Origin of the sequence: Priestia sp. 40, assembly GCF_049368575.1 — a bacterium.
GTDB classification, from domain to species: Bacteria; Bacillota; Bacilli; order Bacillales; family Bacillaceae_H; genus Priestia; species Priestia zanthoxyli.
The window spans coordinates 70,169-85,279 of record NZ_JBMPZA010000025.1 but is presented as its reverse complement, the minus strand read 5'-3'; the positions used below and the strand labels follow the sequence as shown (position 1 = coordinate 85,279).

Genomic DNA, 15,111 nt, shown 5'->3' with positions numbered 1-15,111 from the left:
CTAGGAGCGTAATCTATGGCACTAAAAGTTCAATTTGAGAACGTTAGTAAAAAGTATGTTTTATATAAAAAAAGATCTGATAAACTGCTTGAAATTTTCTTTCCAAAAAAGAAAAATGAAAGCTTTTACGCACTAAGAAACATTTCTTTTTCCGTAAATGAAGGAGAAACAATTGGTGTTGTAGGAATTAATGGATCAGGAAAATCAACTCTTTCTAACTTGCTGTCGCAAGTTGTGCCTCAGACGTCAGGTGATATTAAAATCAATGGCGAAACATCGTTGATTGCTATTTCGGTAGGGTTAAATAATAACTTAAATGGATTAGAAAATATCGAATTGAAGTGTCTGATGCATGGACTAACGAAAGAAGAGATTAAAAAAATCACTCCTGATATCATCGAATTTGCTGATATCGGAAAGTTTATTACTCAGCCTGTCAAAAACTATTCGAGCGGTATGAAATCCAGGCTTGGATTTGCCATTTCTGTTCATACCAACCCCGATATATTGGTAGTAGACGAGGCTTTATCAGTAGGAGATCAAACATTTTACGATAAATGTTTGAAAAAGATTAATGAATTTAAAGAACAAGGTAAAACTATTTTCTTTATAAGTCATTCGTTGACTCAAATCCGCAGTGTATGCAACAAGGTCATGTGGATTCACTTTGGAGAGTTAAAGCAATTTGGCGGCACTCGTGTTGTTTTAGAAAAATATAAAGAGTTTGTTAAATGGTTTAATGGATTAACTGATGAAGAGAAAAAGCAGTATAAATTAGATATGCTGGCTAATCAGGCAAAAGATGAATATGCCTTGATGAATGAAAAGAGTGAGTATAATCAGCCATTATACTCATTAGAGCAGCGTACGAAGCGACGTGAACGAAAAAAAGAAAGGCGAAAAACGTTTAAGCTTTATTTTCAAGTAGGCATTTTATCTATGCTGTCTTTGTTTTTAGCGATTTTAATGTTTTATACATAAGGTTTATAAAGCATTTTAATAATATTGAGAATAGATGTGTAGATTGATATATCTACTATTCAAGGAGGATCTCTAATGAAAGCAAAAGTATTAATTCCAATCGTAGCAGGTGCACTATTATTCACAGGCTGCAGCAATGACAAAGAAACTGCAAGCAAACCAACTAAAACGGAACAAACTCAACAAGAAAAAACAGCATTAAACAAAGTATCGATTAAAAATGTAGGAGACAAGCGCTTAGAAGTAAAAACAACAGCGGAAGGGAAAGACCTTAAATATGCTTACTCCGTTTATAAAGACGGCAAGCTATTCCAAAAAATCCCTTACTCTACAAAAAAAGAGTTGGCTTATAAGCTAACGAAGTCTGGCGACTATCGTGTGCGCGTATACGTGAAAGCTGGAAAAGAAAAAGCTGTTGCTAAAAGCACAGAATTGGTAAAAGTAACAAAATCATAATAAATAAAAAAGATCACGGGATACATCCCGCGATCTTTTTTATTATTTTAGATTTAAACTTTCTTTTAATTCAGCAGATAGTTGGTTACGCGTGTCATCAGATACGGCATAGTAATAGATACCGTTAATCTTTTCGCCTTTTCCATCTATTTGGAGCTGTTCTGAATTTTTACGTGCGTCTTTATAATTTGATTGAATTTGCTTCATATCATCAAACGTAAGGTTTGTTTTTACATTTTGGCCAATTGCATCTAAAATCGTACCGTAGTTTGTTAAAGACTGAACGCTAGCTCCTTCATCAATAACGCCTTCAATTACTTGACGCTGACGTTGTTGACGTCCAAAGTCACCGCGAGGGTCTTGTTTACGCATGCGTGTATATGCTAGTGCTTCTTTACCATCTAACGTTAAAGGTCCTTTTTGGAAGCTGTAGCCGTCATAATCAAATGCAAGAGTATTATTTACAGTTACGCCACCAACAGCATCTACAATGTCTTTAAAGCTTTCCATATTCACTTGAACGTAGTAGTCTACAGGAACGTCTAAGAATTTTTCTACCGTATTTACGGACATGTCTACGCCTCCAAAAGCATAAGCATGATTGATTTTATCTTGTGTTCCTTTTCCTACAATTTCAGTTCGCGTATCACGTGGAATACTGACCATCTTCATAGACTGTGTCTTTGGATTTACCGTCATTAAAATAGTAGAATCTGAACGTCCTCGGTCACCGGCGCGCTGATCTACTCCTAATAGTAAAATAGAAATAGGATCTCCATTTGCCAGGCTCACTTTGCTTGAACGTTTTTCAGATACATCACGTTTTAATGGTTCGTGAGTTTGTGTGAATGTCTTTTCAACGGAATGCCATATGCTATATGCATAGCCTGCTACACCTAGAATTAATACTAAAATAATACCAAGAATAATTTTAAACGCGCGTTTCTTTTTCGGTTTTTTTCGTTTGCGTCTGCGCGCTTCTGGAGATTGTACTTGTTCTTCCATGTGGGGCCTCTCTTCCTTTTCTTTGTGTATTGATAAAATAAATGTCTTCTATGTAAGCCATTATTCTTATCTTTTTTATCGTAAAACACGTCAAAATGATTAAAAAAATGACAAATTTAATCAAATTTCTTCATGTACTTTAAAATTATATTATAATAAAAGAAAAAAAGAAAGATATAGTAAGGGAGACATTTTATGAAAATTTTAATTAACGTATTTGCTATTCTCATCTTTATCTCGTCTTTAGTAGCAGGAAAGATGTACTGGAACCATCAATTAGACAAGCAGTTTGAAACAAAGCCTACGAGAGTGAGCGCAGCAGAAACAGAAAAAGATATGCAAACCGAGACTAAGAATCTGCCGGAATCAATTGTAAAGAAATTAGAGACGGCAAAGAAAACAGGAAATCCTGTAAAGCTTGTGATTGTAGGATCCGCTCCTGAGCACGATATAAAGACGTGGGGAACTTTACTAAAAGAAAAAGTGGAAAATACATATGGGAAAGATTTGATAAATGTAGAGTTGTATGAATACAAACAAATGAATACGTTACAATTTGTAAAAACGAAAACGTATGAAGAAATTACAAAAGCAAAGCCTGATATCTTGCTTTTTGAACCATTTTTATTAAATGATAACGGCGTAGTAGGCATTAATAACACAGTTGATAATTTAGACATCATTATGAAGCATATTAAAAGTGAAAATAAAGACCTAGTTACTATTTTTCAACCATCAGCTCCGGTCTATCAAGCTCAAAATTACCCTAATGACGTAAAGGCTTTAGAAACCTTTGCTAAAGAAAATGGATACGAGTTTGTAAATCATTGGAGTGCATGGCCAGATTATAAGCAGGAAGACATTTTAAAGTATTTATCTGATGAAAATGGTCAACCGAACGAAGAAGGGGAGAAGGTATGGTTTAAATTTCTCTCTGAGTATTTTACGAATTCATAATGAAAAAGCACGCTGCCTTATAAAAAAAGGTGCGTGCTTTTATTTTTTAATTTGCTACAACAGGTAAAAGTAAAGCGTTAAGCTGTTCTAGAAATCTTTCATAATAAGCTGGCTCATAGTGTCTTGGCGTAAGACCCCATTTATGGTTTTCATCTGCCATAAATTCTTCTTTTATTTCAAGGTATGTACTGTTGTTAATTTTGTTGCCAAGGTATGTATACATATACTCTAATTGCTGATTGTGACGCAGAATTTCGTCTTGATTTTCAAAAACTTGAACGTTTCCTTCTTTATCTACATATTTTTCTTTCCAAAACGCTTTATGAATAATGATTTTTGAAATGCTGCTTGCGTTGATTCTTTCGCATATTTTATCAGCAGAGCTTTCCCATAATTCATCAGTGCGTTCTACAATTCTTTTACTTTTTAAATCATTCATTAAATTAGATTGAGCAAATTCTTTGGAAAGGGCAATGTAAGATTCTCCGCGTTTCATAAGTCTTAATCTTTCAGACAGTAAGTCAATGATTAACGTGTCGGCAGGCTCTTCATCTACATGTTTTAAGAAAAGTTTATTAAGATCATTGTATACACTTCTACGCTGGAATTTGGACTCAATGTGGATGCCTCGAATAGAAAGTCCAACAGGTTTGGATGCTAGCGATATAATATTCGTCCTAGCAAAATACTCATTAATTTCATATTGATGGTCAAACATAGCAAAAGGGTCTCTAGAAACACAGCTTCCTAGAATGTCAATTTTCTTCTTCAAATTCATCTACAACTCCTACAATATTTTCTCATTTTTAGACACATATAGAAAAACTATAAACGAAGAAGAAGAGAAAAGTCAATCAGTGTTTAGGTATATTTACTCATTTTCTATCTCGTTAATTTTCCATTATTTATTTTTAACATTTTCTTCAAGAAAAGAATGCTACATTTCAATACAAAAGGAACGTCTATCAATCCCAAAAGAGAGCATGAGCAAAAATAGATACTTATGCTAGAAGATAGAAAAAAAGCCCTGTGATATAATATAATTCATGGAATACTATCCATGATCTGAGGCATAGAAAGAGGAGAAAAAAATGATAGATATATATACCAATATCTTGCCAAATGTGAACAGTGGTCCCAAAAGTGTAGAAGAATTTTTAGAAATGGCAAATGTATTAGTGAAACAAGGAGTAACAGAAGTCGTAGCAGCACCTCTTTATGACGGAAAAGATTCCAGCTATAGAGAAGGTGTCGATATTGCGAATGAATGGTTAAGAAAATCTTCTATTTCGCTAAGCGTTTTACCAGGTCAAAAAGTAATTGCCTCTACCAATATGATTCTATCAAATGAAGAGTATTACACGATGACAATAAATGAAAATGAAAAATATATGTTTTTACACATTCCACAAGACGTGGAAATTGAAGTGTTAGAAAATATTGCTTACGAGCTTCAGCTAAAAGGTATTGTACCGGTTTTAAATGAGCCTGAACGCCATTCATTATTTGTAGAGAATCCCGCGCATTTGTACAAGCTCGTAAAAAATGGAGCAGTCGTTCAGCTATCTGCACAAAGTGTGCTGGGCGGCAACGGCAGTAAAGCTAAAAAAGCAGCTTATCAGTTCATTGATCACGGATTAGCACACGTTATTGCATCTGGCGTGAATCGTGAAAATTACCAGCAGTACGGCCTGCAAAAAGCCTATTCAGCCGTTTCTAAAAAATACGGCAACAGCAAGCTCTATCATTTCATGGAAAATGCTGAGGCTATTGCGAGCGGGAAGGCTGTCTATAAACAAGAGCCTGAACGCATCAAAAAAACAAAATTTCTAGGAATCTTTTAAACTTTCCCTTTGTACCCTGATTAACATTTGTTTAATCAGGGTATTTGCATAAAAAGACCTATTCCAGACACTTCTTTTATCATCAATATTTGGAGTTATTTTACAAATTGTGTTTGCGTTTTCATGAAGAATGATAGTAAAATATTGTTAGTTAAGTAGATGACAGGAAAGTACGCGGTTTTCCGGGGTTCGTGGTGGTAAATGTCGAGAAGAATACATAGTTTCACATTTAAAATCGTCGTAGAATAGAGCTATACAAAGCGCAGGGAGGGAAATAAAGTGATTGATATTCATACGTACATATTGCCTAATATCGATAGCGGACCTGAGGAAGTAGACGGCTTTTTGAAGATGGCACGCTCCTTAACGGATCAAGGCGTTCAGTCTGTTGTGGCGACGCCGCTTTATGATAGCGATCAAGAGTTTATGAAACACCATTTATTTCTCTATGTGAATGCAGCTAACGAATGGCTCACGAATTCATGTATTCCTCTTCAAGTATTACCAGGCCAGCTTGTCCCTTTATCACCTCAACTTCTGCGAAACTATGAGCGAAATCAGCTACTCACACTTAATCACACCGATAAATATTTGTTTCTTTCACTGCCTGAATATGATGTCTCACCTTATTTTGAAAAGATACTGTATGATCTTCTAACAAAAGGCGTTGTGCCAATTCTTCGTTCACCAGAATGTCATCCGATTTTCCGGGATCATCCGGAGCGTTTGTATGAGCTCGTTAAAAAAGGCGTACTCGTTCAGCTAAGTGCGGCTAGTATTCTTGGTTTAAACGGAAAAAAAGAACGAAAAGCGGCGTGTATGTTTATTAAATACCGCTTCGCCCACGTGATTGCCTCTGGCGTTCATGCTCGCAATTACCACGACTATTCACTTTCAAAAGCGTATGATTATATTTCCGATATGTACGGTGCGTCAGAACTTTATTTTTTTATTGAAAATGCAGAAGCGATTATCGACGGTCGTCCGGTGCATCAATTAGAGCCTGAGCCGATGAAAAAATTTAGTTTATTTAAATTATTTAGCTGAAAACAAGGGACTTTTCCATAAAAACGGGAAAGTCCCTTGTTTTGTCTTTCTTTTATTGTGGTATGGAATAGAAACAAAGTTAAAGAAAGGAAGGCTGAATATGATAAAAACTACAGCTGGAAAAGCAGCTATGTCGGTTTTAAAAGAATGGAAGATTGATCACATTTTCGGTATGCCGGGAGATTCAATCAATCATTTTATGGACAATCTGCGAAGTGAAAAAGATGAAATTGAGTTTATTCAAGTCCGTCACGAGGAAGTAGGCGCACTTGCAGCATCTTCTTACGCTAAAATCACGGGTAAAATCGGCGTGTGTCTGTCAATTGGAGGGCCGGGTGCGATTCATTTGTTAAACGGCTTATATGATGCGAAAGCAGACGGTGCACCGGTGCTAGTGCTAGCCGGACAGGTGCCTCGTGCGAAGCTTGGCAATGAATCGTTTCAAGAAGTGAATTTAGAACGTGTTTTTGACGATGTGTCGGTGTTTAATCACCGAGTAGATTCCCCTGAATCATTTCCGCATCTGCTGCAGCAAGCGATTCGAACGGCTTATGCCAAAAAAGGCGTCGCGGTGCTAGTGATTCCAGACGATATTCCGTCTTCAACGATTAAAATTGATGAAAAAACGCCAATTGCTAATGTATCAAAAACCATTTCTCACAGTGACCCGGAAGATGTAGCTAAAGCGCTTCTAGCGATTAAATATTCAAAAAAACCGGTTATTTTAGCAGGAACAGGTGCCAAGCACGCCAAACTTGAATTAGCGCAGTTTGCAGAGAAAATAGCGGCGCCGATTATCTTTACGCTTCCGGGTAAAGGGATACTGCCGGATCATCACCCTTATAATTTAGGCCAGCTCGGTCAAATTGGGACGAAGCCGGCGTATGAAGCGATGGAAGAAACCGATTTATTGATTATGGTGGGTACGTCGTTTCCGTACCGTGAATTTTTACCGGACGGCGTTGAAGCAATTCAACTGGATTCTGACGCCACACAAATCGGCAGACGCTATCCTGTGTCGATTGGATTAGTCGGAGACTCTAAAACGACGCTGTCACAGCTTGCGCATAATTTAGATTACCAAGAAAACCGCCGTTTCTTAGAAGAGTGTCAAGTTAATATGGAAAACTGGTGGAAACACGTAGAAAAAGAAGAAAACGAAGTGAGTACGCCAATCAAGCCGCAGCAAGTCATTCCTAAGCTGCAAAAAATTGTTGACGATGATGCGATTGTATCTGTTGATGTCGGGAACGTTACGGTATGGATGGCGAGACATTTCCGCATGACGAATCAAAAATTTGTGATTTCAAGCTGGCTGGCAACGATGGGCTGCGGACTTCCAGCTGCGATCGCAGGAAAGCTTGCCCATCCGGAAAAACAATCGGTAGCCGTGTGCGGTGACGGAGGCTTTACGATGGTCATGCAAGATTTTGTGACGGCTGTGAAGTACAAGCTTCCGATTGTTGTAGTCGTCCTTAATAACAGTGAAATCGGGATGATTAAATATGAACAAGCGATTCAAGGTCACTTGGATTATCAAACGCAGCTTGGTGAAATGAACTTTGCGAAGTTCGCTGAATCGTGCGGCGGAATTGGCTACCGCGTCGAAAAGTATGAAGAGCTCGAAACAGCATTTGAAAAAGCTTCTCTTGCGAATGTTCCTGTGGTAATTGATGTTGTTGTCGCGGATGAACCGCCGCTTCCAGGCAAAATTTCATTTGGACAAGCGGCCAATTATTCGAAGCATATTATGAAAAAGTTCTTTAAAGAACATGAGCTCGAAATGCCGCCGCTTCGCAAAGGACTAAGCAGAATGCTTTAATCAGTGACTCTCCTTACAGGAGAGTCTTTTTAGGAGGGATATTATGGGAGTGTTTGAAATCATTTTACTTATTTTTGGTGCGGTCATGATGCTTGTGATTGTAGTCCCGGTTATTATTGCTATTGTTCTTTGGATGAAAGATGAAAAACAAGAAGAGCATTCGGTTTTGAGAAATTATCCGCTGCTCGGGAAAATGCGCTATATTTTTGAGAAAATGGGGCCTGAACTGCGTCAGTATTTATTTTTAAATAATAACGAAGGCAAGCCGTTTTCTAGAAATCAATACGAGCAAACCGTTAAGTCAGGTAAATACTTGAACCGGATGATGGGGTTTGGCTCAGAGCGTGATTTTAATGAACCCGGCTATTACATTCGAAACGCGGTGTTTCCAAAGCAGCGCGACGAAATGAAAGCGGATAATACGCAAAAAATTAAAACGAAAGTATATAAAATGGACGCTGATAACTTATTTAGCCGAAGAGAGCACCGAGAAGAGAAAGAAGCGGATCCGTTTTATTTGCGAGATGAAGATACGATCGTTATAGGGCCTTCATGCAAAAATCCGTTTGTTGTAAAAGGATTAATCGGTCAATCCGGCATGAGCTTTGGAGCGCTTGGTGACCATGCGATTACCGCTTTATCACTAGGATTAGGTCGAGCAGGCGGCACGTGGATGAACACGGGAGAAGGAGGCCTGTCACCGTATCATTTAAAAGGAAATGTGGATATCATTTTTCAAATTGGTCCCGGGCTTTTTGGCGTCCGGACAAAAGAAGGCGAATTTTCATGGGAAGAATTTAAAAAGAAAAGTGAAATGAAACAAATCAAAGCGTTTGAAATTAAGCTTGCCCAAGGAGCCAAAACGCGAGGCGGTCACGTAGACGGTTCAAAAGTAACGGAAGAAATCGCCGAAATCCGCAACTTGAAGCCAGGAGAATCGGTAGACAGCCCCAACCGTTTCAAAGAATTCGCTTCGTATCCTGAAATGTTCCAGTTTATTGAAAAACTTCGAGATGTAGGCGGCAAGCCAGTAGGTATTAAAATGGTTGTCGGAAACACAAATGATCTTGAAGAAATGGCGGCGTATATGAAAGAGACGGGAAGCGGTCCTGATTTTATTACGATTGACGGAGCAGAAGGCGGAACAGGCGCATCGTTTCAAGAATTAGCGGACGGAGCCGGCGTGCCGCTGTTTTCAGGACTTCCTTTTGTGGATGAACTGCTTAAAAAGTATGGCGTTCGCGATGAAGTGAAGCTTTTTGCATCCGGCAAGCTGTTAACGGCTGATAAAATTGCGACGGCTTTATCGCTAGGTGCCGACTGCGTTAATATTGCCAGAGGCTTTATGTTTTCAGTTGGCTGTATTCAAGCGCAGGTTTGTCATAATAATCGTTGTCCAGTGGGCGTAGCCACAACAGATCCGAAGCTGCAAAAAGCGCTTATTATTGAAGAAAAGTCATACCGCGTGTGTAACTACGTGCTGTCATTACGTGAAGGATTGTTTAATTTAGCGGCAGCTGCCGGTATTGATTCGCCAACGAAGTTTTCAAAGAAACACGTGGTGTTCAAAAACAGCAGCGGACAGTTAGCTGATATTTCTACAAAGGAAAAGATGTACGTATAAAAAAGCTGCCGATTGGCAGCTTTTTTATTGTCTTCTTTGAAGTAAATGCAGGCAAAACTCTAAGTCTTTTTGAAGGTGTTCCTGCATTAATGCTTCTGCTTTTTCAGCATTGCGTTCTTTAATCGCATTATAAATCTCTTCATGTTCGTCAATTAAAAACGGGCGGTTGTAAAACACCACGGTATGACGGAATAAGTAAATGATGGACTGCATGCGGTCGATAATATTAATCATGACGTCATTGTTGCTTGCGTTCACAATGATGGCGTGAAAACGCTCATTCGCGCTCATAATGTCTTCAAACGAGCCGTTTCTTCCGATGTCTACGCATTCCTTTAACTCTTCTAATTCGTTATCAGATAAAAAAGTTGCCGCAGCTTTAGAAGCTGAGCCTTCTAGCAGCATTCGCACTTCAAACAAGTTGCGCAAGTCTTTTTCTGTGGGCGACACCACTTTTTTTCGGACAATCAGTCCTTCATATTCTAAGCGTCTGATGGAATCACGAATCGGCGTTCGGCTGAATCCAAGCTCGCTCGCTAATTTTTCTTCGACGATTTTTGTACCGCCTTCAAGCTCACCGTTTAAAATTTTATCTCGAATCATCTCATAAGAAGGGTGATGAGACGAACGAGAACCTTGATTTCTTAACATACTCTACTTCACCTCTAGCATTCGATACGAGGAAATCTCGTCTCTTTCTCTCTTTATTTTTTATCATTTTGTACGCGTATACCCAAATCATACTATAACTTGTGAAAAGGTGGGATGGAAAGTTTCGCTTTTAGAAATAAATTTCATTTAAAAAAAGGCTAGACAAATAAATAAAATGCGAATATGATGAGTGTATACAAAATTATCAGAAATGTATACAAAAAATATTTTAACGTATACATTATTTTTTTAAACGTATTTGAAAACGTATACAACAAGGGGAGGAAACGAAAATGACAAAACGCGTTGGATTTATTGGACTTGGAATTATGGGAAAACCGATGACGCTCAATTTATTAAAAGCAGGTTTTGAGGTAACGGTTTACGATATTAATAAAGCAGCAGTGGAAGAAGTGAAAGCAGCAGGAGGATTTGGAGCAGAAAGTCTTGCTGAAGTTGCAGTGAACAGCGACGTGATGATCACGATGCTTCCAGCTTCACATCATGTAAAAAGCGTAGTTCTTGGAGAAGAAGGGTTGATTCATAGCGCAAAAGAAGGAAGCGTTATCATCGATATGAGTTCCATTTCGCCGGTAGCATCAAAAGAAATTGCGGCTGAGCTTGCACAAAAAGGAATTCACATGCTAGACGCTCCGGTTAGCGGCGGAGAGCCAAAAGCAATTGACGGCACGCTTGCGATTATGGTCGGAGGAAATGAACATATCTTTGAAAGCGTTTCATCTATTCTTCATGCGATGGGAACAGAAGTAACGCTTGTTGGGGACAATGGAAGCGGCGTAACGGCTAAGCTTGCAAATCAAGTGATTGTGAACTTAAACATTGCAGCAATGTCTGAAGCGCTTGTACTAGCAGCCAAAGCAGGCATTGACGTTGAAAAAATGTATCAAGCGATTCGCGGCGGATTAGCAGGAAGCGCTGTATTAGATGCAAAAGTACCGCTGATTTTAGACCGCAACTTTGTAGCAGGCGGACGCATTGATATTAACTTGAAAGATATGACAAACGTGATGGAAACGGCTCATGACATTGGCGTACCGCTTCCGCTTTCAAGTCAGCTTGTGGAAATTTTCCATGCGTTAAAAGTAGACGGAAAAGCAAGCGATGATCACGGCGGAATTGTGCAGTACTATGAAAAGTTAGCAAACGTTGAAGTGAAAAAGAAGGTGGAAGCATGATTAAACAACAAGAAAAACGTCTTGTAAGCGATGTGTTTAAAAACATTCCAGCGGTCGATGAAGCGCTTGTACAAAAAATGCTCGACGAAGAGCTGCTTACGTTTAATCAAAAAATCATTGTACTGGATGATGATCCAACTGGTGTTCAAACCGTTAACGGCATTTCCGTGTACACAGACTGGAGTAAAGACAGCATCAAGCGAGGGTTTTCAGAAGAAAATTCAATGTTTTTTATTCTAACAAATTCACGCGGATTTACCGCTTCTGAAACGGAAAAAGCACACGAAGACATTGCGGCTGTTATTACAGAGGTAGCGGCTGAAGTCGATAAAGAGTTTTTAATTATCAGCAGAGGTGATTCCACTCTTCGCGGCCACTATCCGTTAGAAACAGAAGTATTAAAGAAAAACGTTGAACAGCACTCCAATCAAGTGCTTGATGGCGAAGTGATCTTTCCTTTCTTCAAAGAAGGCGGACGATTCACAGTTGATAACATTCACTACGTGCAGGATGAAGACTACTTAGTGCCGGCAGGAGAAACGGAGTTTGCAAAAGACCGTACGTTTGGCTACAGCAAGTCTCATTTAGGCGAGTGGGTAGAAGAAAAGTCAGAAGGGAAATTTAAAGCAAGTCATACGACGTATATTTCCCTTGGGAGCATTCGTGCACTTGATTTAGTGACGATCACAAATCAGTTAATGGAAGTGAAAGACTTTAACAAAGTAGTTGTGAACGCAGTAGATTATGTGGACGTAAAAGTTGTGACGATTGCGCTTCTTCGTGCGATGAAGCTTGGAAAACATTTTATGTATCGAAGCGCTGCGGCTTTAACAAAAGTAATGGGCGGCGTGAGCGACAAAGACCTTTTAACAAAAGAAGAGCTCATTAAAGAGAAGTCGTCAAACGGCGGATTAATTATGGTTGGTTCACACGTCAAAAAAACAACGGAGCAGCTGGAAGAATTAAAGAAATGCAGCTTCATTGAATTTATTGAATTTGACTGTCATCTTGTCTTAGAACCTGAAAAGTTTGAAGAAGAAGTGAATCGTATTATCAATGAAGCAGAGAGGCTTATTTCTAAAGGTCAAACAGTAGCTGTGTATACAAGACGCGAGCGCTTAGATCTTGGCGAAGGCAAAAAAGAAGAAGAGCTTAAATTATCGGTAAAAATTTCAGATGCGGTTACAAGCATTGTTCGTCGCTTAAACGTTCGTCCAAACTTTATCGTCGCAAAAGGCGGCATTACGTCAAGTGATATTGGCGTAAACGGCTTATCTGTAAAGCGTGCGACGGTTGCTGGACAAATCAAGCCGGGCATTCCGGTATGGGTAACGGGAGAGGAAAGCAAGTTTCCAGGCATTGCGTACATCATTTTCCCTGGAAACGTCGGAGCCAAAACAACGCTTAGAGAAACGGTTGAGTTATTAAGTAAATAGAAAGAAGTGAACGTACGATGTGCGTTCACTTTAGAAATTATTTGAAAGCGTATACATTATTTGGATGTACGTACATGAAAAATGGTCACACTAAGGGGATGAACATATGAATTCAGTATTCGGATTAAGTCATGAAGCAAGTCTTTTGCTGTATGCGATTGTGTCGATTGTCGGACTAATCTTTTTAATTGCTAAGTTTAAAACAAATCCGTTCGTAGCGCTAATTGTTGCGGCTTTGTTTATGGGTCTTATTTCAGGAATGAAGCTGCCTGATATCGTAACAGCTTTCCAAGAAGGAGTAGCGAGCGTCTTAGGATTTATCGCGATTGTTCTTGGTCTTGGAACGATGTTAGGTAAAATGATGGCAGAGTCAGGCGGAGCCGAGCGTATTGCCCGCACGTTAATTAAAGTATTCGGTGAAAAGAACGTACACTGGGCCATGATGGTTGTAGCCGTTATTTGCGGTATCCCAGTCTTTTTCCAAGTTGGCGTTGTGTTATTAATTCCACTTGTATTTGTAATTGCCAAGCATACAGGTACGTCACTTATTAAAATTGGGTTATCATTAATTGCCGGCTTAGCCGTTGTTCACAGTTTAGTACCTCCGCATCCGGCAGCGATGCTAGCGGTGGATATCTTTAAAGCAGATTTAGGTAAAACGATTTTGTATTCATTAGTTGTGGCATTTCCAGCTGCAGCAGTGGCAGGTCCTATTTACGGATCGTTCATTTCACGCCGCGTTCACGTAGAGCCAACGGGTGAAATTATGGAGCAGTTCACAGAGTCAAAGCATAAAGATCTTCCTGGTTTCGGGATTACGTTATTCACGATTTTACTTCCAGTACTATTAATGCTTTTAGCAACGATAACTGGCTTTGTTTATCCAGAAACAAGTACGATTCGCTACGTAACAAACTTTATTGGAAGTCCAATCGTAGCGCTTTTAATTTCGTTAGTGTTTGCTTTTTATTCGTTCGGTTTTGCAAGAGGGTACAACAAAGACGATTTATTAAAATTCACAAATGAATGTCTTGGACCCGTTGCTTCGATCATTTTAATCATCGGTGCAGGGGGCGGTTTTAATAAAATTTTAACAGCAAGCGGTGTAGGTGACGCAATTGCAGGATTTGCTCAAGATGCACATCTTTCTCCTATCGTGCTAGCATTTGTGATTGCAGGGTTAATTCGTGCAGCAGTTGGTTCAGCAACAGTAGCAATGACAACAGCAGCAGGTATTGTCGCACCAATTGCAGCAACGATGCCAAACGTAAGCCCAGAGCTATTGGTGCTAGCAACAGGCGCAGGTTCTGTAATGCTATCGCACGTAAATGATTCTGGCTTCTGGTTAATCAAAGAATTCTTTAACATGTCAGTTGCCCAAACGTTAAAAACGTGGACAGTGATGGAAACGATTCTATCATTTGCTGCTTTTGCAATGGTTCTTATTTTAGACATTTTTATTTAAAAGAAAAAGCGCTGGTTTCAGCGCTTTTTTCTTTGGATATGAAATATATTCAAAATATTTCAAATAATGAGAAAAAAATACTAGATTTTTCCCGTTTCGATAGTATAGAATAGTTATAAAGTAGCAAAGGGGGTAGATGTATGACAAATGATGAAAAGTATCAAATTGGTTTGACGACAAAAGCATTAATTCCAGTGAATGATCCTATTCACCGCACAAAGGTGCTAGATGCATCAGGAGAATACATGCTAAGCAAGACCTGTAAGCAATTATTAGAAGAAGCGTGCATTCGAGAATTAAGTACGTTTAAGGGGTCCATTGCCGCCGTTCGAAAAATGTTTCCGTACAAACAGCTTACGCCGCTTGTCATTAGTCGTTCACAAGCCATCATTGCGTTTCCGACATCTTCGCCAAATGACTATAGCTGCACCTGGATTTTTGCCTCTCATGTTCATACTTCACACACGCTTGCTACAGTTGATCCAACCTCCATGCTGATTCACTTCAAAGACGGAACGTTCATTCCAGTTAAGCTTTCTTATTATAGTTTAGAAAAAAAGCTGGCCAGAGCTGCTGTTATTCGTAATTACTGTTTAGAAAGTCCGGTTGTCTTGGCATAATGCGTTC

General features: G+C 39.1%; 14 protein-coding genes. 11 read left to right on the top strand and 3 right to left on the bottom strand.

The features are described from left to right. Window positions 1-15 precede the first annotated feature (15 nt). Entirely contained in the window at window positions 16-981 is a 966-nt protein-coding gene (gene tagH / locus ACO1DI_RS25175; protein WP_049166343.1) for a teichoic acids export ABC transporter ATP-binding subunit TagH, read from the top strand. Window positions 982-1,056: 75 nt separating this feature from the next. Next, window positions 1,057-1,437, top strand: coding sequence for a triple tyrosine motif-containing protein (locus tag ACO1DI_RS25170; RefSeq protein WP_057274486.1), 381 nt, complete (start codon window positions 1,057-1,059; stop codon window positions 1,435-1,437). A 42-nt stretch (window positions 1,438-1,479) separates the two neighbouring features. Here the strand turns inward: ACO1DI_RS25170 and ACO1DI_RS25165 are convergent, their stop codons facing one another. Then, a complete protein-coding gene (locus ACO1DI_RS25165) occupies window positions 1,480-2,442 on the bottom strand; it encodes a LytR family transcriptional regulator (RefSeq protein WP_208732621.1) in 963 nt (320 codons plus the stop codon). Between the two features lie 195 nt (window positions 2,443-2,637). Here ACO1DI_RS25165 and ACO1DI_RS25160 point away from each other — a divergent pair, with 195 nt between their 5' ends. Next, window positions 2,638-3,399: an SGNH/GDSL hydrolase family protein gene (locus tag ACO1DI_RS25160; RefSeq protein WP_208732620.1), complete on the top strand. Its 762-nt coding sequence runs from the start codon at window positions 2,638-2,640 to the stop codon at window positions 3,397-3,399. A gap of 46 nt (window positions 3,400-3,445) precedes the next feature. On the opposite strand, the gene ACO1DI_RS25155 is transcribed toward ACO1DI_RS25160, so the two are convergent. Further along, complete coding sequence (locus tag ACO1DI_RS25155; RefSeq protein ID WP_208732619.1) at window positions 3,446-4,177, bottom strand: DUF6270 domain-containing protein; 732 nt, start codon at window positions 4,175-4,177, stop codon at window positions 3,446-3,448. Between the two features lie 313 nt (window positions 4,178-4,490). On the opposite strand from ACO1DI_RS25155, the gene ACO1DI_RS25150 reads away from it, so the two are divergent. From ACO1DI_RS25150 to ACO1DI_RS25135, 4 genes are all read left to right on the top strand, one after another. After that, window positions 4,491-5,243: a CpsB/CapC family capsule biosynthesis tyrosine phosphatase gene (locus ACO1DI_RS25150; RefSeq protein ID WP_423145694.1), complete on the top strand. Its 753-nt coding sequence runs from the start codon at window positions 4,491-4,493 to the stop codon at window positions 5,241-5,243. A 279-nt stretch (window positions 5,244-5,522) separates the two neighbouring features. Beyond that, complete coding sequence (locus ACO1DI_RS25145) at window positions 5,523-6,290, top strand: tyrosine-protein phosphatase (RefSeq protein ID WP_155017096.1); 768 nt, start codon at window positions 5,523-5,525, stop codon at window positions 6,288-6,290. Between the two features lie 100 nt (window positions 6,291-6,390). Continuing rightward, window positions 6,391-8,112: a pyruvate oxidase gene (locus ACO1DI_RS25140; RefSeq protein ID WP_243557281.1), complete on the top strand. Its 1,722-nt coding sequence runs from the start codon at window positions 6,391-6,393 to the stop codon at window positions 8,110-8,112. A gap of 43 nt (window positions 8,113-8,155) precedes the next feature. Further along, a complete protein-coding gene (locus tag ACO1DI_RS25135; protein WP_209368485.1) occupies window positions 8,156-9,736 on the top strand; it encodes an FMN-binding glutamate synthase family protein in 1,581 nt (526 codons plus the stop codon). 24 nt (window positions 9,737-9,760) lie between these two features. Here ACO1DI_RS25135 and ACO1DI_RS25130 read toward each other — a convergent pair whose 3' ends face one another. Continuing rightward, window positions 9,761-10,387: a GntR family transcriptional regulator gene (locus tag ACO1DI_RS25130; protein ID WP_028414247.1), complete on the bottom strand. Its 627-nt coding sequence runs from the start codon at window positions 10,385-10,387 to the stop codon at window positions 9,761-9,763. Window positions 10,388-10,680: 293 nt separating this feature from the next. On the opposite strand from ACO1DI_RS25130, the gene garR reads away from it, so the two are divergent. The 4 genes from garR (at window position 10,681) to ACO1DI_RS25110 (ending at window position 15,104) form a co-directional block, all read left to right on the top strand. After that, a complete protein-coding gene (gene garR, locus ACO1DI_RS25125; RefSeq protein WP_154991577.1) occupies window positions 10,681-11,583 on the top strand; it encodes a 2-hydroxy-3-oxopropionate reductase in 903 nt (300 codons plus the stop codon). Continuing rightward, window positions 11,580-13,019: a four-carbon acid sugar kinase family protein gene (locus ACO1DI_RS25120; RefSeq protein ID WP_423145693.1), complete on the top strand. Its 1,440-nt coding sequence runs from the start codon at window positions 11,580-11,582 to the stop codon at window positions 13,017-13,019. The genes garR and ACO1DI_RS25120 overlap by 4 nt, the downstream gene beginning before the upstream one ends. A 106-nt stretch (window positions 13,020-13,125) precedes the next feature. Then, entirely contained in the window at window positions 13,126-14,484 is a 1,359-nt protein-coding gene (locus ACO1DI_RS25115) for a gluconate:H+ symporter (RefSeq protein WP_013055857.1), read from the top strand. Between the two features lie 140 nt (window positions 14,485-14,624). Further along, window positions 14,625-15,104, top strand: coding sequence for a competence protein ComK (locus tag ACO1DI_RS25110; protein WP_423145692.1), 480 nt, complete (start codon window positions 14,625-14,627; stop codon window positions 15,102-15,104). Window positions 15,105-15,111 lie beyond the last annotated feature (7 nt).

What these genes read in the sequence shown, in the direction of transcription:
- tagH (WP_049166343.1), top strand. Translation starts at nt 16, where the DNA reads ATGGCACTAAAAGTTCAATTTGAGAACGTTAGTAAAAAGTATGTTTTA.
- ACO1DI_RS25170 (WP_057274486.1), top strand. Translation starts at nt 1,057, where the DNA reads ATGAAAGCAAAAGTATTAATTCCAATCGTAGCAGGTGCACTATTATTC.
- ACO1DI_RS25165 (WP_208732621.1), bottom strand. Translation starts at nt 2,442, where the DNA reads ATGGAAGAACAAGTACAATCTCCAGAAGCGCGCAGACGCAAACGAAAA.
- ACO1DI_RS25160 (WP_208732620.1), top strand. Translation starts at nt 2,638, where the DNA reads ATGAAAATTTTAATTAACGTATTTGCTATTCTCATCTTTATCTCGTCT.
- ACO1DI_RS25155 (WP_208732619.1), bottom strand. Translation starts at nt 4,177, where the DNA reads ATGAATTTGAAGAAGAAAATTGACATTCTAGGAAGCTGTGTTTCTAGA.
- ACO1DI_RS25150 (WP_423145694.1), top strand. Translation starts at nt 4,491, where the DNA reads ATGATAGATATATATACCAATATCTTGCCAAATGTGAACAGTGGTCCC.
- ACO1DI_RS25140 (WP_243557281.1), top strand. Translation starts at nt 6,391, where the DNA reads ATGATAAAAACTACAGCTGGAAAAGCAGCTATGTCGGTTTTAAAAGAA.
- ACO1DI_RS25135 (WP_209368485.1), top strand. Translation starts at nt 8,156, where the DNA reads ATGGGAGTGTTTGAAATCATTTTACTTATTTTTGGTGCGGTCATGATG.
- ACO1DI_RS25130 (WP_028414247.1), bottom strand. Translation starts at nt 10,387, where the DNA reads ATGTTAAGAAATCAAGGTTCTCGTTCGTCTCATCACCCTTCTTATGAG.
- garR (WP_154991577.1), top strand. Translation starts at nt 10,681, where the DNA reads ATGACAAAACGCGTTGGATTTATTGGACTTGGAATTATGGGAAAACCG.
- ACO1DI_RS25120 (WP_423145693.1), top strand. Translation starts at nt 11,580, where the DNA reads ATGATTAAACAACAAGAAAAACGTCTTGTAAGCGATGTGTTTAAAAAC.
- ACO1DI_RS25115 (WP_013055857.1), top strand. Translation starts at nt 13,126, where the DNA reads ATGAATTCAGTATTCGGATTAAGTCATGAAGCAAGTCTTTTGCTGTAT.
- ACO1DI_RS25110 (WP_423145692.1), top strand. Translation starts at nt 14,625, where the DNA reads ATGACAAATGATGAAAAGTATCAAATTGGTTTGACGACAAAAGCATTA.